Genomic DNA, 24,048 nt, shown 5'->3' with positions numbered 1-24,048 from the left:
TCATTCCTCTCCTATCAGGCGGAACCATGCATCCTCGTCGATGACCTCGATGCCAAGCTCGCGCGCCCTTGTAAGCTTCGAGCCGGCGCCGGGACCAGCCACGACGAGGTCCGTCTTCGTCGAGACCGATTCGGCCGTTTTCGCACCGAAGCGTTCGGCCATCTCCTTGGCCTGCTTGCGGTCCATGCGCTCCAATGAACCGGTAAAGACAATGGTCTTGCCGGCGACAGGCGAGTCCGCCACCACCTCAACCTTCTCGTCGAGCGGCGTGACTTCCTTCAGAAGGGCGTCCAGCACCTCGATATTGTGGGGCTCCCTGAAGAACTCGACGACGGATTCGGCCACGATGGAGCCGATCCCCTCCACGCCGATCAGTTCCTGCCAAGCCTCGTTGCCCTTGTCGGAGCGGTTGCCTTCAGCCGGCGGGACCGCCGCCTTGGCGACCTCCTCGAACTTCACCCAGGAGCGGAAGGCTCGGGCGAAGCGCTTGGCATTCACCTCGCCCACATGGCGGATGCCGAGCGCAAAGAGGAAGCGGCTCAGCGCAATCTCGCGGCGGGCGTTGATGGCCTGGTAGAGCTTGCGCACGGAGGTCGCGCCAAAGCCCTCGATCTGCTCCAACTTGCGCAGCGCAGTCTTCTGGCGCCGCTCCAGCGTGAAGATGTCAGCCGGGGTGCGAATCCACAGCGACGGGTCGTCCGCGTTGAAGAAGAACTCGACCTGCTTCTCGCCCAGGCCCTCGATGTCGAAGGCGTTGCGGGAGACGAAGTGGCGGATGCGTTCCACGACCTGCGCCGAGCAGATCAGGCCGCCAGTGCAGCGGCGCACGGCCTCGTCCTCCTCACGCACGGCATGGCTTCCGCAGACCGGGCAGGTGTGTGGGAACTCGAAGGGCTTCGCGTCGGGCGGGCGCTTCTCCAGCACGACGTCGACGATCTGCGGGATGACGTCGCCGGCGCGCTGGACGATCACGGTGTCACCGACGCGGATGTCGCGACCATCGCGGATCGGCTGGCCGTTCTGGCCGATGCCCCTGATGTAGTCCTCGTTGTGCAGGGTGGCGTTGGTGACCACCACGCCGCCGACGGTGATCGGCTCCAGCCGCGCTACGGGCGTCAGTGCGCCTGTGCGGCCCACCTGAATGTCGATTCCGCGCAGGATGGTGAAGGCCTGTTCCGGCGGGAACTTGTGGGCGATGGCCCAGCGCGGGCTGCGGGAGCGAGAGCCCAGGCGCTCCTGCAGCTCGATGCTGTCCACCTTGTAGACGACGCCGTCGATGTCGTAGTCGAGGTTCGGGCGCTCGAGGCCGATCCTCCGGTAATGCGCCAGCAGATCCTCGACAGTGAAAACGCGGGTGATGAGCGGATTGACCGGGAAGCCCCAGGACCTCAGCACCTCGATTAAGCCGTACTGGGTGTCAGCCGGCATCTCCGACATTTCGCCCCAGGCATAAGCGAAAAAGCGCAGCTTGCGGCTCGCGGTGACGCGCGGATCGAGCTGGCGCAGCGACCCGGCGGCCGTGTTGCGCGGATTGACGAAGGTCTGCTTGCCCTGCGCGGCCAGCTCCTGGTTCAGCGCCAGGAAATCGCTTTTGGCCATGTAAACTTCGCCGCGCACCTCCACGATAGCGGGCGCGTCCTTGGGAAGACGCTTCGGAATCTCGCCGATGGTGAGGACGTTCGCCGTGACGTTCTCGCCGGTAGTACCGTCGCCGCGGGTGGCTGCGCGGACCAGAACGCCGTTCTCGTAGCGGATCGACATGGACAGGCCATCGATCTTCGGCTCGGCAGTGAAGGCGATGGAATTGTCCGGCAGGCGGCCGAGATTGCGGTAGACGCTGCCGACGAAATCCTGCACATCCTCGTCGGTGAAGGCATTGTTGAGCGATAGCATCGGGCGAGCGTGGGTGACCGGCGCGAAGGTGGGCAGCGGTGCGGTACCGACGCGCAGCGACGGGCTGTCGGGCCGGATCAGCTGGGGAAAGCGGGCCTCGATCGCCTCGTTGCGCAGCTTGAGCGCGTCATACTCGGCATCGGAAATCACCGGGGCATCTTCGGCGTAGTAGCGCCGGTCGTGCTCGGCGATCTCCGCAGCCAGCCGGGCGAGTTCCTCCCTGGCCTGCTCCTCGGTCAGCTCATCGACGGGTATGTGCGCTGCTGTGCTCATGCGGCGAATCCATGCTTCAACGGGCCTGTCCCTGACAGGGTCCTAGATCATTTCCGCCCGTGATGGGAACACCGAAACGACCTGCACCGTGTAACACGTTGCGGACAGTCCAGTGAAAATCCTTCTCCCGCCGCGCGCATCAGCAAGGCAGCCAGACGATGCGGCGGCCCGCGTGGATCAGCCGGCGATGGCGAGATTTTCACGCAGGAGACGCTCGGCGGCCGCTCTCGCCTCGTCCGTCACGGTAGCGCCGGCGAGCATGCGGGCGATCTCCTCCTGGCGCGCCTCGGCGTCCATGACGGAAACCCGCGTCGTCACCAGATCGTCGGTGCCCGACTTGGAAATCAGGTAGTGCGTGCGGGCGCGCGCGGCGACCTGCGGGGCATGGGTGACGGCCAGAACCTGCACATTGGCCGAAAGGCGCGCCAGACGCTGACCGATGGCATCGGCCACCGCGCCGCCGACGCCGGTGTCGATCTCGTCGAAAACCAGTGTCGGGGCGGAACCACGGTCGGCCAGCGCGACCTTGAGCGCAAGAAGGAAACGCGACAGCTCGCCGCCTGAAGCGACCTTCATCATCGGTCCGGGCCGCGTGCCGGGGTTCGTCTGGACCCAGAACTCCACCTTGTCGATGCCGCTCTCCTGGCGGTCCTCGGCATCTGTCTCGATGTTCACGAGGAAGCGCGCGCGCTCGAGCTTCAGGGCCGGCAGTTCGGCCATGACGGCGTCCACCAGAGCGTCAGCGGCGGCACGGCGAGCCTCTGACAGGGAGGCGGCAGCCTGGTCATACACGACCTGAAGGTCCGCGACCTGCTTTTCCAACGCGATCAGCCGCTCCTCGCCCGCATCAAGGTCGGCGAGGTCGGCGTCCATACGGTCGCGCAGCGCCGGAAGCTCCGAGACGGGAACGTTATACTTGCGCGCGGCCGCCCGCAGGGCGAACAGGCGCTCCTCCGTCTCTTCCAGACGGCGCGGGTCGAATTCGGTCGCGCGCATAGCGGCATCGACGGCAGTCTGGGCGTTGTCCAGATCGATCAGCGCCTCGTCGAGGCTCTGGATGATCTCATCCAGCAGGCCGGGCGCCTCGGCCGCCTTGCGCTGCAAGCGGCGCAGCAGGCTCGATAGAGCCGGCACGACCGCATTGTTGCCGGACAGGACTTCCTGCGCGTCCGCAATGTCGGAAGCGATCTTCTCGGCGCGCATCATGCGGGCGCGCTCCTCGGCCAGTTCTTCCTCCTCGCCCGGTTGAGGGTCGAGCTTCGTCAGCTCCTCCACCGACGCGCGGAGATAATCAGCCTCGCGGGCAGCGGCCTCAACGCGGGCGCGGTGGCGGGAAAGCTCGTGCTGCGCGGCGCGAAGCGCGCGCCAGGCCGCCGACACTTCCTCGACACGTGCCTTCAGGCCGCCAAAGGCGTCCAGCAGGTCGCGGTGGGCGTCAATGTCGACGAGTGCGCGATCGTCGTGCTGGCCGTGAATCTCGACCAGCTGATGGCCCACCTGGCGCAAGAGGCCCACGCTGGACGGCTGGTCGTTGATGAAGACGCGGGAGCGGCCATCGAGAGTCTGGACGCGCCGGAGGATAATGTCGCCGTCGTCATCCAGCCCGTTCTCGCGCAGCAGCGCACGGACAGGATGATCCATCGGAACATCGAAAACCGCCGTAACCTGCCCCTGCTGCGCACCATGGCGGACCATGGACGCATCGCCGCGGGCGCCGAGGGCGAGCGAAAGTGAATCAAGCAGAATCGACTTTCCCGCACCGGTCTCGCCCGTCAGAACGGAGAGACCGGAAGCAAAATCAATGTCGAGCCGTTCAATCAGAACAATGTCACGGATCGAAAGATGGGAAAGCATCTAGGGCTCCGCCCCCTGGATCAGGTTCCCACGACCGTCCTGAAAGCCTTGGAAATCCACGAACCACTGTTTTCGCGCGGCTCAAGTCCACCCGACTGCAGCAGCTTGTAGGTGTCCTTGTACCACTGGCTGTCCGGATAGTTGTGGCCGAGCACCGCGGCAGCCGTCTGCGCCTCGGAGGTGATGCCCATCGCGAGATAGGCTTCGGCCAGGCGGGCAAGCGCCTCTTCCACGTGGCGCGTATTGCTGAAGTTCTCCACCACGCCACGGAAGCGACGGATGGCGGCAATATACTCATGCCGCTCCAGATAGTAGCGGCCGATCTGCATCTCCTTGCCGGCAAGCTGGTCGCGGGCGAAACGGATCTTGTCCTTCGCGTCCTCGACGTAGGGCGAGTTCGGCCAGCGCTGCACCACCTCCTCCATCGCCTCGATGGTGCGGCGAGCGTCGGCCTGGTCCTGCGTCACGTCCTTGATCTGGCGGAAATAGCTGAGGCCGACGAGATATTGCGCGTAAGCCGCATCCGGGTCGCTCGGATAGAGGTTCACGTAGCGCTTGCCGCTGTTGATCGCCTCCTGGTACTTGCCCTGGCGGTAATTCGTGAAGGTGCCCATGATGAGCGCCTTGCGAGCGTACTCGGAATAGGGATGCTGCTTGTCGACGGCCTCAAACTTCTTGGCCGCCTCGGACAGGCGACCCGCCTCAAGATTGGCCAGACCCTGATTGTAGAGCGCGTCGGCCGGCTCGGTCGTGTCGACATAGGCAGAAAGATCAAGATCCTTCTCGGCATTGCAGCCCGCAAGAAGCAGCGGAAAAGCAACTGCCGCCGCCGCAAGCTTTGCCAGGTTCAGCGGAAGATTGATCTTGGCTGCGTGTCTTGAACTCATTCTCGATCGCCCTCTCGGGGTTGGACAAAAACTTCCGCATGCACTTATGCTTTGAACGCATAACCCGGGAACCCCGGCGATGCTAGCTGACCCAATGGCACATTTTTAAGGCGTGTGACAACAGGGACGAGCCGCCTGGGGACAATATCCATTCCCCGTGCATACGCCAAGAGGTTGCAGCCCGTAAGCTCCTCTTTCACCAGCAATGCTGCCCTCCCCCGGCGGACGCCGCTTCCCCAGCCCGCGACTCGCGCTTCCCGCACGTGCGTCACGGGCTGCCGATTTGCAGCGTTCCGTTACGAGCGGGTCAGAGCCGCCCCTGATTCACCGGGACAATATCAGCAAACTGCGTGCCCGTCTTGCGCGCATGCACAAGTTCAAAGGCGGAAGGGTCCGCGAGAAGTTCCTTCACCGCCATGGCGTTCAGCCGGTGGCCGCTGCGGTACGAGCGGAAACAGCCAATGATGGGGCCGCCCGCCACGGACAGATCACCGATCGCATCGAGCGTCTTGTGGCGCACGAATTCGTCCGGATAGCGCAGGCCCTCGGGATTTACGATGCTGTCGTCCTCGCCGATGACCACGGAATTGGCCAGCGACGAGCCAATCGCGAGACCGGCCGCCCAAAGCCACTCGACATCCTTGATGAAGCCGAAGGTGCGCGCGCGGGAAATCTCGCGGGCGTAGGTTTGCGGGTCGAGATCAAGCTCAATCGACTGGCGGCCGATCGCGGGCGTGGCAAAGTCGATCTCCACTTCGAAGCGGGTGCCGTTCCAGGGAACGAGTTCCGCCCAGGCGCCATTCGCCTCCACCCGCACGGGCTTGAGGACGCGAACGTATTTTCTGGTGCTCTGGAGGGTCTCGATGCCGGCCTCTTCAAAGGCCTCGACGAAGGGAATGGCACTGCCATCCATGATCGGAACTTCGGCGGCATCGATCTCCACAAGGAGATTGTCAATGCCGAGGCCCGCAACCGCCGACATCAGATGCTCGATCGTCATCACCTGATCGCCGCCTGGCTGGCCGACCGCGGTGCACAGGTCGGTCTTCACGACCTCTGAGGCGAGCGCCGGAATCAGACGGCCCTCGGCACCCTCATTGATCCGCCTGAAGACAATTCCCGTTCCAGCCTCAGCCGGATTGAAGTGGACGGTCACCGGCCTGCCGCTGTGGACACCCACGCCAGACAGACTGACCCGCCGCTTCAGTGTAGTTTGCCGTTCCACAGTCAACCCCTGTCACCTTCCGTCGAGTGGAAGCCCGCCCAGCGGGTTCCACGCCTCAAGAACACTTCATCCGGTCATCGGCGGCGAGATTGCCGCCGGGAACCGCCCTGCTTCCAACGGATCGCCGGGGACCGGTGTTCCGACGGGCGCAGAGCGAACTCGTGCCCGGAATATAGTCGCAAGTGCGGCGGCAGCAATCGCAGTTTCACGCAGCAGCCATGCCGTATCGGGCGGAAGACGTCGGGCACCTGCGGTCCAGGAAACCTGCCTCTGTCTAGGAGCAACCCTTGTCCCGTGGGTGCCCTGAACCGAAGCACGGGCCCTGGTACCATCCCGCCCCCCACAAAAAGAGAATGGGCGCCGAAGCGCCCATTCCAAAGAGATCCGGGAGCAGAAGAAATCAGTTGGCCTGACGGCGGAGGAAGGCCGGGATTTCGAGCTGATCCTCTTCATGGTGCTGCTGGCGCTGCAGACGGCCCTGCTCGTCCAGCTGACCGCGCGGAGCGTAGAACTGGCTCTCCGGACGGCGCGGCTCGGCCTGACGCAGGCGCGGCTCCGGCGGCGTCGCGGAATGATCGTCCTCCTCGCGGCGGGACAGCCCCTGGGTCAGACGGCGCAGAAGGCCGAGCGGACCACGGTCCTCATGCTCCTGCTGCGCAGGCTGCACGGTACGCTCCACCTCGCGCTGCACCTGCGGCGGGAAGTCGGCCACCTGCGGCATGCGCTGCTGGGCCGGAGCCTGCTGAACAACGGCGGGCTGCTGCGGGGCGACGGCGGCAGGACGCAGAACCTGCGGCTGAGGCTGCTGGACCTGCGGCTGTGCCTGCATCTGCGGCTGAGCCGGACGGGCGGGAGCCTCCTGCGGCAGCGGACGGAAGAGCGTGCTCTGCGGCTGGAAGACCGGCGCGGCAGGCTGCGGCTGCGCAGCCGTCTGGGCAACGGCCTGGGCTGCGCGGGTCACTTCCTCAAGCTGCTGGTCGATCACGGATTCGACGCTCGGCTCAGGCTGGAACGGCGAACGGACGACCGGAGCGGCCTGGGTTGCCGCGGGAGCGGCCGGAGCGACGGCGGGCTGAGCCCCGGAAGGCTGCGGCTGGGCGGCCTGCTGAACGGCGGGCTTGACCTGCTGCGTCTGGATGGTGGCCGGACGCGCGGCCGGACGAACAGCGGCCGGCGAAGCGGAGATGTCGGCGGCCGACTTGTCGATGCCGGTGGCAACCACGGACACGCGGATGACACCCTCCAGCTCCTCGTCGAAGGTCGCGCCGAGGATGATGTTGGCGTCCGGATCGACCTCCTCGCGGATGCGGGTGGCGGCCTCGTCGACCTCGAACAGCGTCATGTCGCGGCCGCCGGTGATGGAGATCAGCAGGCCCTTGGCGCCCTTCATCGAGGTCTCGTCAAGCAGCGGGTTGGCGATCGCCGCCTCGGCGGCGGCCAGCGCACGGCCAGCACCGGAGGCTTCGCCCGTGCCCATCATGGCCTTGCCCATCTCGCGCATCACCGAGCGGACGTCGGCGAAGTCGAGGTTGATCAGGCCTTCCTTGACCATCAGGTCAGTGATGCAGGCAACGCCCGAGTAGAGAACCTGGTCCGCCATCGCGAAAGCGTCGGCGAAGGTGGTCTTGTCGTTGGCGATACGGAACAGGTTCTGGTTCGGAATGACAATCAGCGTGTCGACGCAGGTCTGCAGCTCCTCGATGCCCTGCTCGGCGATGCGCATGCGGCGCTGCCCCTCGAAGTGGAAGGGCTTGGTCACGACGCCGACGGTCAGGATGCCGCGCTCGCGGGCAGCGCGAGCAACGACGGGCGCAGCGCCCGTACCGGTGCCGCCGCCCATGCCGGCGGTGACGAAGCACATGTGCGTGTTGCCAAGCTGGTCGAGGATCTCGTCGATGCACTCCTCAGCCGCCGCACGGCCAACCTCCGGCTGGGAACCAGCGCCAAGGCCCTGGGTCACGTTCACGCCCAGCTGAATCAGGCGCTCGGCCTTCGACATGGCCAGAGCCTGCGCATCGGTGTTTGCAACCACGAACTCAACGCCACGAAGGCCGGCATTGATCATGTTGTTGACGGCATTGCCGCCACCACCACCAACGCCGAAAACCGTGATCCTTGGCTTGAGCTCGGTTATGTCCGGCTTCCGCAAGTTGATCGTCATAATCCTCGTCCTTTCCGCCTATTCTGCCGGGCCCGCTGGCCGTCCCCCGGATCAAAAACTGTCACGCAACCACTGACTTACACGCTGAAGGCGTCCACCCGTCCCGGTGGCACGCATCAGGAACCCACCACCCCGCACATTGCGGCTCTCGAAGGCCGCGACCTGGGGGTAGATCAACAAACCGACCGGCGCCGCGAACGCCGCTCCCTTGGCCGCCTCGGGCAGACCCATCACGCCCAGGGGACGCCCCAGACGGACGTTCCGTCCCAGCAACCGCCGGGCCGCTTCGGGAAGGCCCGTCAACTGGCTCGCGCCTCCGGTCAGAACAACCCTGCGCCCGACCAGATGCCCGTACCCGGAGCGGTTCAGCCGGTCGCGCACCAGTTCAAGCGTCTCCTCGACCCTTGCCCTGATGATCCGGGACATCACCGACCGCGGCACCTGGAGGGGCTGCTCATGCTCATCCGCACCGATCGGCTGGATCGACACAAGGCTGCGGTCGTCCGCGCTCGTGGGAAGAGCGGAGCCGTGCATCACCTTGAGACGCTCCGCATCCTCAAGCCGCGTCGACAGACCGCGCGCCAGATCCATCGTCACGTGATGGCCGCCGACCGGCAGCACGTCACAGTGGACGAACTTGCCCTCGACAAAGACCGAGATCGTCGTCGTGCCGCCGCCCATGTCGACACAGGCAGCCCCCATCTCGGCCTCGTCATCGACGAGCGTCGCAAGTCCGCTGGCATAGGGGGTCGCAACCATCATCTCGACGGCGAGGTGCGCGCGGTTCACGCACAGCTCCAGATTGCGCAGAGGCACGGAATCGGCCGTCACGACATGCATGTCGACGCCAAGCGTCTCACCGACCATGCCGCGCGGATCGCGAATGCCGCGCTCCGAATCCAGCACGAAACCGACCGCCAGCGAGTGAACAACCTCCCGCTCGGCCCGCAGTGCCTGGCGGGCGCCGGCGAGCAAGACCTTGTTGACGTCCACCGTGGAAACCTGATGACCGCCGAGGCTGATCGTGGCCGACGCTGGCTCGCTCTTCAGCCTGCCGGCCGAAACATTGACGATCAGAGATTCAACCGTCAGTCCCGCCATGCGCTCAGCCGCGTCCACCGCCAGGCGGATGGCCTGCTCGGCCTTCTCGAGGTTGACGATCACGCCCGACTTGACACCCTCGGACTTCTGGTGGCCGATCCCGATGACCTTGATGCGGTGCGAGCGGTGGGACAGCGCCACGCCGCCTTCGTTGGGGAGCAGCTTGGCAATGATGCAGCAAACCTTGCTGGAACCAATATCCAGCACGGTAATGATACCGGAACGCCGCTGCGAAGAGCCGCCGCCACCAAGCAACCAACTCATATCCGTGCCCCCTTCTTGCGCGCCGCCATCATCTGCTTGAAGGCGTCCTGGTGCGCGTCCGCCGCCTCCTGCGAGAGTCCCACGGTGATACGGTCCTCAAGCCGCAGATCGACAACGGTCAAATCACGCTCCAGCAGCGCATATTCTTCTTCGAGCTGCGCCAGCTCCCTCACCGCCGCAGCCACGTTACGCTCGGGCAACCGGATGGTTACACCGTTGTCCATGCGCAGATCCCAGCGCCGGTCAGCGACGCGGATATAAGCGCGAACACGCGGGGCCAGCGATGGATAGACCGACAGCATCTTCACGATGCCCGGCGCAGCCTTGTCGGCGCCCGCGCCAATCACCAGCGGAAGGGAGGCAAGACGGCCACCATAGAACGGAGCGATGGTGTCGCCATCACCCTCGATCACGTCCAGCGCCTGACCATGCTGCCAGATGGCAAAGGGCTTGCGCTCGACGATCTGAACCTCGAGCCGGGCGGGATAAACCTTGCGAACCTCGACGCTTTCAACCCACGGAAGCTCGGCAATGCGGGCGCGTGCCTGCGCGACATCAAAGCCGATCATGGAGGTCCAGCCATCGAGACCGATCTGCTGAAGGACATCGATCTCGGAGGTCTCGACGTTACCGGCGATCTTCACATCCTCGATCGCGAAGCCGGTACGCGCCGTGACAAACTGGACAACCGCGTCCGAATGCCCACCCTCAACGGTGCCATAGACCAGGACAAAACCCAAAAGCGCGCCCGTGGAGATGGACGCGCCGAAACGGGGGTAGCGAATGTCGTCAATGCGCACCCGCCGAACGGCCCGCCACAGCCGCCGAAGCCAGCGCGCCGGGGGCAGACCGCCCACCGCCAGAGCCAATCCCCTGTCCGAGCTCAACGCGAACAAGACGCGTCCTCCACGATCCAACGCAACAATTCACCAAAACTGATACCCGCAGCAGCGGCGATATCAGGAACCAAAGACGTGGGCGTCATGCCGGGCTGGGTGTTGATCTCAAGCCAGATCAACCCTTCATCCTCCGGCGACTGGTCATCAAAGCGAAAGTCCGACCGGCTCACACCCCGACAACCAAGGGCCGCATGCGCCTCAACAGCCCATCGTTCTATTTTTTGGTAAATATTCGGTGAAAGATTTGCCGGACACTCGTGACGGGAACCGCCCGGCGCGTATTTGGACTCGTAATCGTAGAACTCCGATCCGACCGGAATGATCTCGCAGACACCCAGCGAACGATCACCCATGACCGCGCAGGTAAACTCACGGCCACGCACATAACGCTCCACCATGACGCGATCACCGTATTTCCAGTCGGCCGACTGCAGGACCTGCGGCGGATGGGATTGCCCCTCACGCACGATCACGACGCCAAAGCTCGACCCCTCATTGACCGGCTTCACGACATAAGGCGGCTCCATCGGATGCTGGCCAGCAATATCAAAGCGATCCATGACGAGCGACGGCGCCACCGGCACGCCAGCCGCAGCAACCACCGTCTTGGCAAGCGCCTTGTCCATAGCCAGCGCCGAAGCCAGCACGCCGGAATGGGTATAGGGAATCTCGAGATATTCCAGGATGCCCTGTATGCGACCATCTTCCCCGAAAGGACCATGCAGCGCATTGAAGGCCACATCCGGTCGCAGGTCGCTCAGAACCTGACAGATGTCCCTGCCGACATCGACGCGCGTCACGCGATAGCCAAGCTGCTCCAGCGCATCAGCACAAGCATTGCCCGATGAGAGGCTCACCGGCCGCTCGGATGAGAACCCACCCATCAACACAGCTACGTGCTTCTGCACCATAATTGCAGCCCTCTCCGCTTCTCAACGCGGTACGCTTACTGAATACACACTCTGAAAGGGGAAACCCTTTCGGCACAAACGCCGCCGACTCAAATCAGGGAACGTGCGACCTAAAGAATCAGAGAGTTGATTCTCTGGCAAGCCCTTGAGATTCAACCTGATTCATTTTTTCGGTAAATTTGTAAGAAGTCATCACATATAGCGGTTTTCGTGTTATCCACCGCAGGATTTGGGACCGACCGAAGGGGCGCAAGCGTACTGCAAGCCGGGTCAGCAACCTGCTTCCCTTACGCTGACTGAAAGCTGTTGTAGCGCTCTGTTATATCGAACGCCTGGCGCGGCGGCGTGCTCCAGCGCCGTCAGGAAATCACTGCAGAGGTATACGGCAAAAACTACAGGTCCGGCGCCGTTCCGAGGAACGGCTCAATCGTCCGGCCAGGCTCGAAGTCGCCGAGCCGCTTGATCTCCCATTCGAGCCTGATGCCGGAATGGGCAAGCACGCGGGCGCGCACCGTCTCGCCCAGCAACTCCAGATCGTAGCCCGTGGCTGTACCGGTATTGATCATGAAGTTGCAGTGCATGGTCGACATCTGCGCGCCGCCGACGGCGAGACCACGGCAACCGGCCTTGTCGATCTCCTTCCAGGCGGAGGTGCCGGGCGGATTCTTGAAGGTCGAACCGCCGGTCTTCTCGCGGATCGGCTGCACCGTCTCGCGGTGGTGCTGCACTTCGTCCATCTTCGCACGGATGACCTCGGGATCCTCCTGGTAGCCTTCCAGGATAGCCGAGGTGAAGATGAGATCCGCGGGAGCGGAAGAGTGGCGATAGGAATAGCCCATGTCGGCATTCGACAGGACGTGAAGATTGCCCTGGCGGTCGAGTGCACGGACCTCAACCACGCGCTCGCGCGTCTCGACGCCGTTGGCGCCGGCGTTCATGCGCAGCGCGCCGCCAAGGGCGCCGGGAATGCCATGATAGAAGTGAAAGCCGCCAATACCCGCCTCGAGCGCGACAGCCGCAAGGCGCTTGTCGGGGATCGCAGCACCCGCCCGAATGCGCGTCGGAGAGATCACTTCGGCCGAGCCGAAACCCTTCGCGGACAGGCGGATGACAAAACCGCGGATGCCCCCGTCGCGCACCAGAAGATTCGAGCCGACGCCGACGATGGTGAGCGGGATTTCCTCCGGCACATTGCGCAGGAACTCGGCCAGATCCTCCTCGTCCTGTGGCTGGAACAGCGTGTCGGCCGGGCCGCCAGCCCGGAACCAGGTCACCGTGTCCATGCCAACATTGGGCGTCAGGCGGCCGCGGATGCCGGCCAGCCGCTCGCCAAGGCGCTCGATGAGGTTGGTCTGCGAACTCATGCCTCAAGTTCCTTCGGAAGGGCATAGGCCCACTGGGTAATGTTGCCTGCGCCCAGGAAAACGACATAGTCGCCGGGCCTTGCCAGCTCCTTCACCAGCGGAGCGATCTCCTCCGGGCCGGAGATGAAACGCGCGTCGCGATGGCCAGCCGCACGCAGTCCCGTGACCAGCGCCTCCGACGACACACCCTCGATGGGCTGCTCACCGGCCGAATAGACCGGCGCGACGAGCACCGTGTCGGCATCATTGAAGCAGGAGCAGAACTCCGAGAACAGGTCGCGCAGGCGCGTGTAGCGGTGCGGCTGGGCGATGGCGATGATCTTGCCGTCGCAAGCCGAGCGGGCCGCACTCAGCACCGAGGCGATCTCGACGGGGTGGTGGCCGTAGTCGTCAAAGACGCTGACGCCGTTCACCGTGCCGGTGTGGGTGAAGCGGCGCTTGACGCCGCCGAAGCTCGCCAGGCCCTTGCGGATGGCCCCCTCGCCGATGCCGAGTTCCCAGGCCACCGCGATCGCAGCGGTGGCATTCGACACGTTGTGCCGGCCCGGCATGGGCAGCACCAGCCCTTCCAGCACGACATCCGGCGCGTTCTTGCGGCCGCGGATGGTGACGTCAAAGACGGACTTGCCCCCCTCCATGCGATGATTGGAGAAGCGAACGTCCGCCTGGAGGTTCGCGCCGTAGGTGATGACTCGCCTGTCCTCGATCTGGGCGACCACCGCCTGAACCACCGGATGATCGATGCACATCACGCCGAAGCCGTAGAACGGCACGTTCTCGACAAACTGCTTGAAGGCATCGCGTACCTTCTCGAACGAGCCATAGTGATCAAGATGCTCGGGGTCGATGTTGGTGACGACAGCGATGTCGGCGGGAAGCTTCAGGAAGGTGCCGTCGCTCTCGTCCGCCTCGACCACCATCCAGTCGCCCTTGCCCATGCGGGCGTTGGTGCCATAGGCGTTGATGATGCCGCCGTTGATGACCGTCGGATCAAGCCCGCCCGCGTCGAGCAGGGTCGCGACCAGCGACGTGGTGGTGGTCTTGCCGTGGGTGCCGCCGATGGCGATTGCCTGGCGGAAACGCATCAGCTCCGCCAGCATCTCGGCACGGCGCACGATCGGAAGATGCCGGTCCCTCGCCTCCTGGTATTCCGGATTGTCCCGGCGGATGGCCGATGAAATGACCACGACCTCGGCGTCGCCCAGATTGGCCGCGTCGTGGCCAACGAAAACCTTGATGCCCTTTCCACGCAGGCGCTGGACATTGGCATTTTCCGCCTGATCGGAGCCCTGGACACGATAGCCGAGCGTGTACAGCGCTTCCGCGATGCCGCTCATGCCGATCCCGCCAATACCGATGAAATGAACCACGCCTATGGTCTGGGGCATCTTCATGGATTCGGGCTCCGCTTGAACTGTGACAGAGAATCACCAGTGGTGATAGCCTCCACCACGTTCGCAAGCAATGCCGCAGCGTCGGGACGGCCGACGCTTCTCGCCGCAGCCGCCATGTCGGCGAGCTTCTCGGGCATGGTCATGGCAATTTCCAGCATCCCTCGCAGGCGATCCGCCGTCAGCCGATCCTGGGTGATGATCTCCGCCCCGCCCGCCTTCTGGAGCGCGGCAGCATTCGCCGCCTGGTCGTGGTCCAGGGCGTGGGGGTATGGCACGAGCAGCGCCGGCCGGCCGATGACGGCAAGTTCCGAGACCGTGGAAGCGCCAGAGCGGCTGATGACAAAGCTCGCGCGGGCGATGCGGTCGGCCATGTCATTGAAGAAGGTGGCCACTTCAGCCTGAACGCCCGCTTCCGCATAGGCCCGCCTCACCTCGGACTCGTCCTCCGGTCGGGCCTGCTGGACGACGCGCAGGCGGGCGCGCACCGCCTCGGGCAACAGCTTCACGGCGGCGGGAACCACCTGCGAGAAGAACTGGGCACCCTGGCTGCCGCCGAAAACCAGGAGATGGAAAGGATTGTTGCCGGTCACCGGTACATAGGGAATGCTGGCCGCCTGCAGCACGGCTGGGCGGACCGGGTTGCCCGTCGTAATGATCTTGCCAGCAAGGGGCCCCTCGGCGGGGAGGAAGCCGCCGGCAATGGCCGTCACCCGGCCCGCAAGCAGCTTGTTCGCCCGGCCCATGACGGCGTTCTGCTCGTGGATCATGGTGGGCACCTTGCGCCGGGTCGCGGCAAAGACGGGCGGCAGGGTCGGATAGCCGCCGAAGCCTACCACGGCGCTTGCATTGATGCGGCGGATGAGAGCCGAAGACTGACGGACGCCTCGCCAGTTGGTGAGGACGGACTTGAGCAGCGCGACTGGGTTCTTCGAACCAAAGGTAGCGGCGTCGATCCGGTGGACGGCCTCGGCGGGAAAATTCCCGGCAAACCGTTCGGCGCGAGCGTCCGTCGCCAGATGCACCGACCAGTCGCGGGCCACCAGTTCATGCGCCAGAGCCTCGGCAGGAAAAAGGTGGCCACCCGTGCCACCCGCGCAGAGCAAAGCAGTCTTTGTGGTCATGTCAGCGAGCCGATGCAGCACCGTCCGGGAACGTGGAAAGCGTAACCGTCCGCCAGCGCTCCGGCCGCTTGCGCGACAGGGCCAGCACGAAGCCCATGGAAATGGCCATCGCGATGAGCGACGAACCACCGTAGGAGATGAACGGCAGCGTCATTCCCTTTGCAGGCAGAAGATTCACGTTCACGCCCATGTTGATCATGGACTGGAAGCCAAACAGGATCACGAGTCCCGACAGGGCATAACGGGTAAAGTCATCCTGGTCGTCGCGGCGGGCGAGCGCCAGCCCCCGCAGAACGACGAAGGCGAAGATGAGCAGGATCAGCAGGCAGAGGATCAGGCCGAACTCCTCACCAGCCACCGCAAAGACGAAGTCGGTATGACTGTCGGGCAGGATGCGCTTTACCGAGCCCTCACCCGGCCCCTGGCCGAGCCAGCCGCCGCGGGTGAGCGCCTCGAGACTCATGTCCACCTGGTAGGTGTCACCCTCGCCGGTGAGAAAGCGGTCGATGCGGCCCGCCACGTGCGGGAACACGAAATAGGCGCCGACGCCAAGAACCATCGCGGCGCCCGCGAGCAGCACAATCCAGATCCACGGCATACCGGCAATGAAGAACATCGCGCCCCAGGTGCCCAGGATCAGAATCGTCTGGCCGAGGTCCGGCTGGGCGACCAGAAGGGCAACCACCAGACAGAGAAGGATCGCCGCGAACAGGTTGCCGGGGATTTCAGGCGCGCGGCCATGCTCCGCGAAGAGCCAGGCGCAGACAACAACGAAGGCGGGCTTCATGTACTCGGACGGCTGGATGGACATGCCGAAGACATGAACCCAGCGCTTGGCACCCTTGGCCTCCACGCCGACGAACAGGGTCAACACCATCAGGACCAGGGCAGCCAGGAGCATGATGAGCGCCAGGCGGCGCACCTGGCGGGCATCCAGGAAGGACACGCCTATCATCACGCCCACGGCCGGAACCATGAACATGATCTGGCGCGTCACGAAATGGTAGCTGTCGAGGCCGATGCGCTCGGCCACCGCGGGACTGGCCGCGAAGGACAACACGACCCCGAGCCCCATCAGCATCAGGAATGCGGACAGGAACCACCGGTCAACGGTCCACCACCAGGTGGCGACGGGGCTGCGATCCGTGCGGCTCAGCATCATTTCTTCGTCCCTCCCAGAGGCTCCACTCCGTCAAGGGCGAGCACCAGCTCACGAAATGCCTCGCCCCTCACCTCGAAATTCCTGAACTGATCGAAGCTCGCGCAGGCGGGAGACAGGAGAACGACGGGCTCGCCTTCCCCATCCTGCGCGGCATCGCGGCTGGCATGTGCCACCGCAGCGGACAGCGTACCGGATATTTCATAAGGGACTCTTTCACCGAGCGTCGCGGCGAAAGAGGGTGCCGCCTCGCCGATCAGGTAGGCCTTGACGATGTGGGGGAAGAAGTCCGTCAGGCTCTCGATTCCCCCTGCCTTCGGCAGGCCGCCCGCGATCCAGTAGATGCGGTCGAAGCTCGCGAGCGCCGGTGCAGACGCTTCTGCGTTGGTGGCCTTGGAGTCGTTGACGAAAAGGACGCGACCACGACGGCCCACCTGCTCCATGCGGTGGGCAAGGCCCGGGAAGGAGCGGAAACCCGCCTTGATTTCCTCAAGCGAGAGGCCGCAGGCAAGGCATGCAGCGAGTGCGGCGAGCGCGTTCTGGGCGTTGTGGCGGCCGCGCAGCGAGCCGGTGCCGGCGAGGGAAAGAAGCTCCTCCGCCCCGCCCCGCGCGGCGCGCATCAGGCGTGGACCGTCGGCGTAGAGACCTTCGGCGAGCGTTTCCTTCACGGAAATGCGGATGACCTTGCGCCCGGCCTTCTCCAGACGGTCCGCGATGGCGCGGCAGTAGTCATCGTCGACGCCGAGGATGGCAGTGCCGCTCTTCGCCACCAGGCGCTCCTTGACCGCGGCATAGTTCTCCATCGAGCCATGGCGATCGATGTGGTCGGGCGTGAGATTGAGCAGGATACCGACGGTCGGGTTGATGCCGGGCGCCAGGTCGATCTGATAGGAGGAGCATTCCACCACGTAGTGGCGCGCAGGCGCCGGCGGGTCCAGCGTCAGGATGGCGGTGCCGATGTTGCCGCCGAGCTGTGTGTCGCGTCCCGCCGAACGCAGGACGTGGGCGATCAGCGCCGTGGTGGTCGACTTGCCGTTGGTGCCGGTGATGGCGACGAAGGGAGCTTCCGGCGCCAGCGCCTTGCGCTCGCGCACGAAGAGTTCAATGTCGCCGATGATCTCGACCCCTGCCGCGCGGGCAAGATCCACCGTCCAGTGCGGGCGCGGATGGGTGAGCGGAACGCCGGGCGAGAGCACCAGCGAGGCGATCCCGGACCAATCCAGATCGTGCATGTCGCGCACGGCGAAGCCCTCGGCTTCGGCCTTGCGCACGTTGTCGGGATTGTCGTCCCAGGCAACCACGTCCCCGCCGCCCGCCTCAAGCGCCCGGGCGGTGGCCATACCGGAGCCGCCAAGGCCGAAGACGGCAATCTTCTTGTTCTTGCAGGTCGTGGCCGGAATCACGGACGCATGCTCCTTGCGTGTCTCTTCATCAGCGCAGCTTAAGGCTGGACAGGCCGACCAGGGCCAGGATCACAGCGATGATCCAGAAACGGATCACGACCTGGCTCTCCGTCCAGCCGAGCTTCTCGAAATGGTGGTGGATGGGCGCCATCAGGAACACGCGCTTGCCGGTGAGCTTGAAGACAGTCACCTGGATGATGACGGAGAAGGCCTCCACGACGAACAGGCCGCCGATGATGGCGAGCACGATCTCGTGCTTGGTCGCCACCGCAACCGTGCCGAGAAGACCGCCGAGCGCCAGCGAGCCGGTGTCGCCCATGAAGATGGCGGCGGGCGGCGCGTTGAACCAGAGGAAGCCGAGTCCGGCGCCGATCACCGCGCCCAGGACCACAGCAAGCTCGCCGGTGCCCGGTACGAAGTGGATCTGCAAATAGTCGGCAAAGATCGCGTTACCCGAAAGATAGGCGATCACGCCGAAGGAGGCCGCAGCAACCATGACCGGCACCGTGGCGAGTCCGTCGAGGCCGTCCGTCAGGTTCACGGCATTGCCCGCGCCGACGATGACGAAGGCCGCGAAGGGAATGAAGAAAATGCCGAGATTCAGCAACAGTTCCTTGAAGAAGGGAAAGGTCAGCGTCGAGGAGAACGGCGCCTGGCCGGATCGCATGATGATCCAGGCTGCGAGACCCGCGATCAGGAACTCGATCGCCAGGCGAACCTTGCCCGATACCCCGAGGTGGGACTGCTTGGTGACCTTCATGTAGTCGTCGTAGAAGCCGATGGCGCCGAAGCCGACGGTCACCATCAGCACCACGAGCACATAGATGCTGGAAAGATTGGCCCAGAGAAGGCAGGAGCCAAGGATGCCGGAGAGGATCATCAGGCCGCCCATGGTCGGCGTGCCGGCCTTCTTGAAATGCGTCTGGGGACCGTCCGCGCGGATCGGCTGGCCCTTGCCCTGGCGGATGCGCAGCGAGTCGATGATCGCAGGCCCGAAAAGGAAGACGATGAATGCCGCCGTGATCAGCGCTCCGCCCGTCCGAAAGGTTATGTACCGGAAGACGTTGAAGGCCGAGACCGTGTCGGACAGCTGAACCAGAAACATCAACATTGTTGTTTAATCCCCGCCCTTTTCCATTCACGCATCGTCCGCCGCATCCACCGGCGGGAAATGCGCAAGAAGGGCTTTCACGAGTTTTGAAAAGCCAGCCGACTTGGACGACTTGACCACAATGGTGTCTCCCGGCCGCACGGTCTGAAGAAGAATCGGCTCAAGATCGGCCGCCGTCTCCCGGTATTCCACATGCACATCGGCGGGCGGCTTGGCCGCGAGCGCCTTCATCTCATCGCCAGCGATCAGCAGAAGGTCAGCCTTCGCCTGCGAGACCAGCTCGCCCAGAGCCTCATGCAGACGGGCGGAATGCTCTCCGAGTTCGAGCATGTCGCCAAGAACCGCGATGCGGCGGCCACCCTCCGGCACCGGAGCGGCGCTCAGCAGCTGAAGCGCAGCACGCATGGAGGCGGGGTTGGCGTTGTAGCTCTCGTCGATCACCGTGAAGTCGCCCCCGTCCGGATGGCGCAGGCGGTAGCGACGGCCGCGCCCCTCGGCAGGCTGGAACATGGCGAGGGCGTTCAGCATCTCGGGAACGTCGGCGCCGACCAGATAGCCTGCGCCGAGGACCGCAAGCGCGTTCTGAACCATGTGACGGCCCGGCGCGCCGATGCGTCCGGTGATCTCCTGCCCGGCGATCCGCACGGTGATGATCGCGCCGGTGTCATCCGGCTCCCACGAAACAAGACGGAACTGAGCGCGCGGATTCTCGCCGAAACCCCAAACGTTCTCGACGCCCATGTCCATCGCCATCTTGGCGAGCAGGTTCCAGCGGGGATCGTCGCGGTTGATGATGGCCTGCCCCCCGGGCACGAGGCCGGAGAAGATCTCGGCTTTGGCGCGGGCAATGTCTTCCAGGCTGGAAAAGTGTCCGAGATGGGCGCCGGCCACCATCGTGACGACGGCCACATGGGGCTGAACCATCTTGACCAGCGGCTCGATCTCACCGGCGTGGTTCATGCCGATCTCGAAGACGCCATAGCGCGCGTCCAGGGGCAGACGGGCAAGCGTCAGCGGCACGCCCCAATGGTTGTTGAAGGAACCTTCTGCCGCATGAACGGGACCAGCGACCTGCAGAGCGGTGCGCAGCATTTCCTTGGTCGTCGTCTTTCCGGCGGAACCGGTGACGGCGACGATGCGCGCGCGGCTGCGGGCGCGGGCGGCCACCGCGAGCTTCTCGAGCGCGCGCAGCACGTCCGGGACGACGATCTTCGCAATGGCCAGGCGACCCAGCGCGGGCAGACGCTCTTCAGACACAACGATCACGCTTGCCCCCGCCGCCATGGCGTGGGTGGCGAAGTCGTGCCCGTCGAAACGGTCGCCCCTGATGGCAAAGAAGGCCTCGCCCGGTTTCAGCGTGCGCGTGTCGATGGAGACGCCGGTGATGCCCTCGGGCAGATTCCCGAAGGGACGACCGCCCATGGCCGCGATCAGGTCGTCTGTGGTCCAGAGCAAAGTCACTGGCCCATTTCCTCCAAGGCTTTGCGGACTTCCTCGTGATCAGAGAACGGATACTTCCGGCCGGCTATCTCCTGGCCGTGCTCATGCCCCTTTCCGGCGACGATCAGCGTGTCGCCGGTGCGCAGCCCGGCGATCGCCGTGCGAATGGCCTCGCGCCGGTCGCCGATCTCCCGGGCCTCGGGAACGGCGGCCAGGATCTCGGCCCGGATAGCGGCGGGATCCTCGCTGCGCGGATTGTCGTCGGTAACAATGACCACATCGGCCAGACGCCGCGCGATGTCACCCATGATCGGGCGCTTGCCGCGGTCGCGGTCGCCCCCGCAACCGAACACGACGACGACGCGGCCCGTCGTGAAGGGTCGGACCGCCTTCAGCACATTCTCCAGGGCCTCGGGCTTGTGGGCGTAGTCCACATAGATCTGTGCCCCGTCCTTCGTGGTGCCGGTGAGCTCAAGGCGGCCGGAGGCGCCCTTGAGATGCTTCAGCGCCTTGAAGGCCGTCGCCGCGTCGAGACCGGTGGCGATGGCGAGACCGGCGGCCACCAGCGCATTGGCGAGCTGGAACTCGCCTGCCAGCGGCACTTCGATCTCATAGAGCCGGCCTTCATGCTCGACTTCGCCATGCTGGCGATGACGTTCGTGCTCCGCCCGCTTCAATGCGATGAAGGTGCCGTTGCGGCCAACCGTCAGCAGCTTGCGCCCTGCCCTCTCGACCGCCTCTATGGTCGGCTGCGACCAGGCATCGTCGGCGAAGACAACGGCCGGCGCGCCCGGCGGCAGGAGCGTGTCGAACAGGCGCATCTTGGTCTGGTGGTATTCCTCGACCGTCGGGTGGTAGTCCATGTGATCGCGGCCGATGTTGGTAAAGGCCGCAGCGGCAAACCGCACTCCATCGACGCGACGCTGGGACAGGCCGTGGCTGGAAGCTTCCATGGCAGCATGGGTCACGCCCGACGCCGCCAGTTCGGCGAGAAGCTTGTGCAGGGAAACCGGATCGGGCGTGGTGAGTTCGCCATATTCGTCGCGGCCGGGGGCCACGACGCCGGTGGTGCCGATGGAAGCTGCGGCGAAGCCCGCCTGCTCCCAGATCTGGCGCGTGAAGGAAGCGACCGACGTCTTGCCGGCCGTGCCGGTGACGGCCACCATGATCTCTGGCTGCGCACCGAAAAAGCGCGCGGTGGCCAGCGCCAGCGCGCGACGGGGATCGTCAACCTCGATCAGCGGAACGGACAGGGGTGAGCGGATCGCGCCCCTTGCCGCAACCACGCCCGCGGCGCCTCGCCTGACAGCATCCGCGACGAATGCCGCACCATCCGCCTTCGTTCCGGGAAGAGCGAAGAAGAGGTCGCCAGGTTGAACGCGGCGGGAATCGAAAGAAAGACCGGTAACATCCATATCACCGGATATTGATCCCACATGTGGCAGGATATCGGCAAAATCGGCCAGCTTGATCATGATTGGCGACTCTCTTGGCCCTTTTCCCCATCTTACGAAGGAAACTATTGGTACGAAACCAGCACCGCCGAATTTTCCTGCCCGAAATCCGGCTTCACGCCCAGCATCGCCGCAGTCCTGCGAATGACGTTGCCGGCCACGGGCGCCGCGTTCAGACCCGACGTGGCGCCAATGCCCGGGCGCTCCGGCTGCGGCTCGTCGATCACGATCGCCACGACATATTCGGGATCATTGGTCGGGAAGGCCGCAATGAAGGCATTGAAGCGCTTGTTGTTCGAATAGCGGCCGTTCACCACCTTTTCGGCCGTGCCGGTCTTGCCGCCCACGAAATAGCCGGGCGCTTCGGCGCGGGAGCCCGAGCCCTTCTCCACGTTGAGGCGGAAAAGGTAGCGGATCTTAGCGCTCGTCTCGGGCGAGATCACCTGCTGGGCGATTTCCCGGGCCTCCTCCTCAGTGCGCGGCAGGAAGGTCGGCGGAATGAGCTTGCCGCCATTGACCATCGCCGCGGCCGCGACCGCCGTCTGCAAAGGCGTGGTCGCGACGCCGTGGCCGTAGGAAATCGTGATCGAATGAAGGCGCTTCCACTCCTTCGGCTCGGTCGGCGTAGCCACTTCCGGAAGCTCGATCTTCATGCGGTCGAGCAGGCCCACCTTCTTCAGGAAGGCGCGATGCCCCTCTACACCGACCACCTCGGCCATCTTGGCCGTGCCGATGTTCGATGAATAGATGAAGATTTCAGGCACCGTCAGCACGCGGCGCTTGCCGTGGAAGTCGTTGATGGTGAAGCCGCCGATGCGCAGCGGCTTTGAGGCGTCGAAGCTGCTGTTGAGGTTGACCTTGCCGGAATCCAGCGCCATTGCGGTGGTGAAGAGCTTGAAGGTCGAACCCATCTCGAACACGCCAGCGGAAACGCGGTTCAGGCGGTCCTTTTCCAGCGCGTTGAACGGATTGTTCGGATCGTAGTCCGGCAGCGAGGCCATGGCGACAACTTCGCCGGTCCGCGCGTTGATGATCGTGCCGGCAGCCGCCACCGCGTGATAGCGTTCCAGGGCAGCCTCCAGCTCGTCGCGCAGAACGTGCTGGGCGCGCAGGTCAATCGAAAGGCGCACCGGCTCGAGCGTGTCGGGACCGGCGAGCCCCAGAGCCTGGAGGTCGGCCAGACCCTGGTCGTCGATGTATTTCTCGATGCCGGCGATGCCTTGGTTGTCGATGTTCACCAGGCCCAGGATGTGCGAGGCGGTCGGACCGCCTGGATAGAAGCGGCGTTTCTCAGTGCGGAAACCAAGGCCCGGAATGCCGAGCGCGAGGATGTCGGCCTGCTGGCGCGGCGACAGCTGCCGGCGCAGCCATACGAAACCGGCCTGGCTGTTGAGCTTGCGGTAGGTCGAGTCGTAGTCGAGGTCCGGGAGGACCGTCTGAAGCTTCTCGATCGCCTCGTCGATGTCTACGATGCGGCGCGGCTCGGCGAAGAGCGAAGCCGTCTTGATGTCGGTGGCCATCACCAGGCCGTTGCGGTCGAGAATATCGGGCCGCGACGCGGTGGGCCGGCTCTGCGGCAGGTTGACGACCGGCTCGCCGGTCATGCCGAGCTGGACCAGGCGTGCGCCGATGGCGCCGTAGACGGCGAAGACGACGCCCATCGCCAGCATGAGACGGCCGCGCGAGCGCGCACCGCCGCCGCGAGCCTTGACCTTGATGGATGAAGATGCGCCGTTGTCCCGGCGCGCACGAAGCCTGAAGGGATTCAGCACGCTCATCTCTCCACTCCACCGGTGACCGTCGGGTCCTTGTCTTCCTGCGCCACGATATCCGGAGCCGGGCGGAACGGAATGTTCCGCAGCTCCTGCATGGTGATGATCTGCTGAGGCTCGACCAGTCGCAGGCCGAGCTCGGCCTCATGGGTTTCCGCGAGATCCTGCAGGCGGTTCGGCTGGACGAGCAGGCTCCAGTCGGCTTTCAGCACGTCGATCGCATCCTTCTCCGCCTGGATCTGGCTTTCCAGGGTATGGATACGCTTGCGCAGCGCCTCGGCATCGTGCTTGGTCTTGTAGGTGAACGCGGCCGCGGACAGCATGATTGCGATCATCGCCACGTCCCTGGTCCGGAACAGCAT

At 64.7% G+C, this 24,048-nt stretch carries 18 protein-coding genes; all 18 read right to left on the bottom strand.

All coding sequences use genetic code 11. From position 1 onward, the window contains the following. The gene (ligA, locus tag ABD906_RS09315) at positions 1–2,166 is read right to left on the bottom strand and encodes an NAD-dependent DNA ligase LigA (RefSeq protein WP_345099189.1); all 2,166 of its coding nucleotides are present in this window, start codon (positions 2,164–2,166) and stop codon (positions 1–3) included. Positions 2,167–2,343: 177 nt separating this feature from the next. Next, a complete protein-coding gene (gene recN / locus ABD906_RS09310) occupies positions 2,344–4,020 on the bottom strand; it encodes a DNA repair protein RecN (protein ID WP_165278546.1) in 1,677 nt (558 codons plus the stop codon). A 20-nt stretch (positions 4,021–4,040) separates the two neighbouring features. Further along, positions 4,041–4,907 carry an outer membrane protein assembly factor BamD gene (locus tag ABD906_RS09305; RefSeq protein ID WP_165278547.1) on the bottom strand — a complete coding sequence of 289 codons (867 nt, stop codon included), beginning with the start codon at positions 4,905–4,907 and terminating at the stop codon, positions 4,041–4,043. 307 nt (positions 4,908–5,214) lie between these two features. Next, positions 5,215–6,132 (bottom strand): UDP-3-O-acyl-N-acetylglucosamine deacetylase, encoded by a 918-nt coding sequence (gene lpxC, locus ABD906_RS09300; protein ID WP_345099188.1) that lies wholly within the window; start codon positions 6,130–6,132, stop codon positions 5,215–5,217. 400 nt (positions 6,133–6,532) lie between these two features. Continuing rightward, positions 6,533–8,293, bottom strand: coding sequence for a cell division protein FtsZ (gene ftsZ / locus ABD906_RS09295; protein ID WP_165278549.1), 1,761 nt, complete (start codon positions 8,291–8,293; stop codon positions 6,533–6,535). A 51-nt stretch (positions 8,294–8,344) separates the two neighbouring features. Further along, positions 8,345–9,658 (bottom strand): cell division protein FtsA, encoded by a 1,314-nt coding sequence (ftsA, locus tag ABD906_RS09290; RefSeq protein ID WP_165278550.1) that lies wholly within the window; start codon positions 9,656–9,658, stop codon positions 8,345–8,347. After that, positions 9,655–10,554 (bottom strand): cell division protein FtsQ/DivIB, encoded by a 900-nt coding sequence (locus ABD906_RS09285; protein WP_345099187.1) that lies wholly within the window; start codon positions 10,552–10,554, stop codon positions 9,655–9,657. Before ABD906_RS09285 ends, ftsA begins: the two co-directional genes overlap by 4 nt. Further along, positions 10,542–11,468, bottom strand: a complete 927-nt coding sequence (locus ABD906_RS09280; protein ID WP_345099186.1) for a D-alanine--D-alanine ligase — start codon at positions 11,466–11,468, stop codon at positions 10,542–10,544. Before ABD906_RS09280 ends, ABD906_RS09285 begins: the two co-directional genes overlap by 13 nt. Before the next feature lie 392 nt (positions 11,469–11,860). Then, positions 11,861–12,832 (bottom strand): UDP-N-acetylmuramate dehydrogenase, encoded by a 972-nt coding sequence (murB, locus tag ABD906_RS09275; protein ID WP_345099185.1) that lies wholly within the window; start codon positions 12,830–12,832, stop codon positions 11,861–11,863. Further along, entirely contained in the window at positions 12,829–14,226 is a 1,398-nt protein-coding gene (gene murC, locus ABD906_RS09270) for a UDP-N-acetylmuramate--L-alanine ligase (RefSeq protein ID WP_345099184.1), read from the bottom strand. The genes murB and murC overlap by 4 nt, the downstream gene beginning before the upstream one ends. After that, complete coding sequence (murG, locus tag ABD906_RS09265) at positions 14,223–15,347, bottom strand: undecaprenyldiphospho-muramoylpentapeptide beta-N-acetylglucosaminyltransferase (protein WP_345099183.1); 1,125 nt, start codon at positions 15,345–15,347, stop codon at positions 14,223–14,225. The genes murC and murG overlap by 4 nt, the downstream gene beginning before the upstream one ends. A 1-nt stretch (position 15,348) precedes the next feature. Beyond that, positions 15,349–16,506 carry a putative lipid II flippase FtsW gene (gene ftsW / locus ABD906_RS09260; protein WP_165278645.1) on the bottom strand — a complete coding sequence of 386 codons (1,158 nt, stop codon included), beginning with the start codon at positions 16,504–16,506 and terminating at the stop codon, positions 15,349–15,351. Continuing rightward, positions 16,506–17,909, bottom strand: coding sequence for a UDP-N-acetylmuramoyl-L-alanine--D-glutamate ligase (gene murD / locus ABD906_RS09255; protein WP_345099181.1), 1,404 nt, complete (start codon positions 17,907–17,909; stop codon positions 16,506–16,508). Before murD ends, ftsW begins: the two co-directional genes overlap by 1 nt. A gap of 28 nt (positions 17,910–17,937) precedes the next feature. Next, on the bottom strand, positions 17,938–19,020 hold the full coding sequence (mraY, locus tag ABD906_RS09250) for a phospho-N-acetylmuramoyl-pentapeptide-transferase (RefSeq protein WP_345099180.1): 1,083 nt from the start codon (positions 19,018–19,020) through the stop codon (positions 17,938–17,940). Between the two features lie 27 nt (positions 19,021–19,047). Further along, positions 19,048–20,481, bottom strand: a complete 1,434-nt coding sequence (locus tag ABD906_RS09245) for a UDP-N-acetylmuramoylalanyl-D-glutamyl-2,6-diaminopimelate--D-alanyl-D-alanine ligase (RefSeq protein ID WP_345099179.1) — start codon at positions 20,479–20,481, stop codon at positions 19,048–19,050. Next, on the bottom strand, positions 20,478–21,932 hold the full coding sequence (locus tag ABD906_RS09240) for a UDP-N-acetylmuramoyl-L-alanyl-D-glutamate--2,6-diaminopimelate ligase (RefSeq protein WP_345099243.1): 1,455 nt from the start codon (positions 21,930–21,932) through the stop codon (positions 20,478–20,480). The genes ABD906_RS09245 and ABD906_RS09240 overlap by 4 nt, the downstream gene beginning before the upstream one ends. A 47-nt stretch (positions 21,933–21,979) precedes the next feature. Then, entirely contained in the window at positions 21,980–23,692 is a 1,713-nt protein-coding gene (locus ABD906_RS09235) for a penicillin-binding transpeptidase domain-containing protein (protein WP_165278558.1), read from the bottom strand. After that, positions 23,689–24,048, bottom strand: coding sequence for a cell division protein FtsL (gene ftsL / locus ABD906_RS09230; protein ID WP_345099178.1), 360 nt, complete (start codon positions 24,046–24,048; stop codon positions 23,689–23,691). The genes ABD906_RS09235 and ftsL overlap by 4 nt, the downstream gene beginning before the upstream one ends.

Source organism: Chelativorans composti, assembly GCF_039541695.1.
Classification (GTDB): domain Bacteria; phylum Pseudomonadota; class Alphaproteobacteria; order Rhizobiales; family Rhizobiaceae; genus Chelativorans; species Chelativorans composti.
The sequence above is the reverse complement of the archived record's forward strand: the minus strand, read 5'-3'. Positions and strand labels throughout refer to the sequence as shown.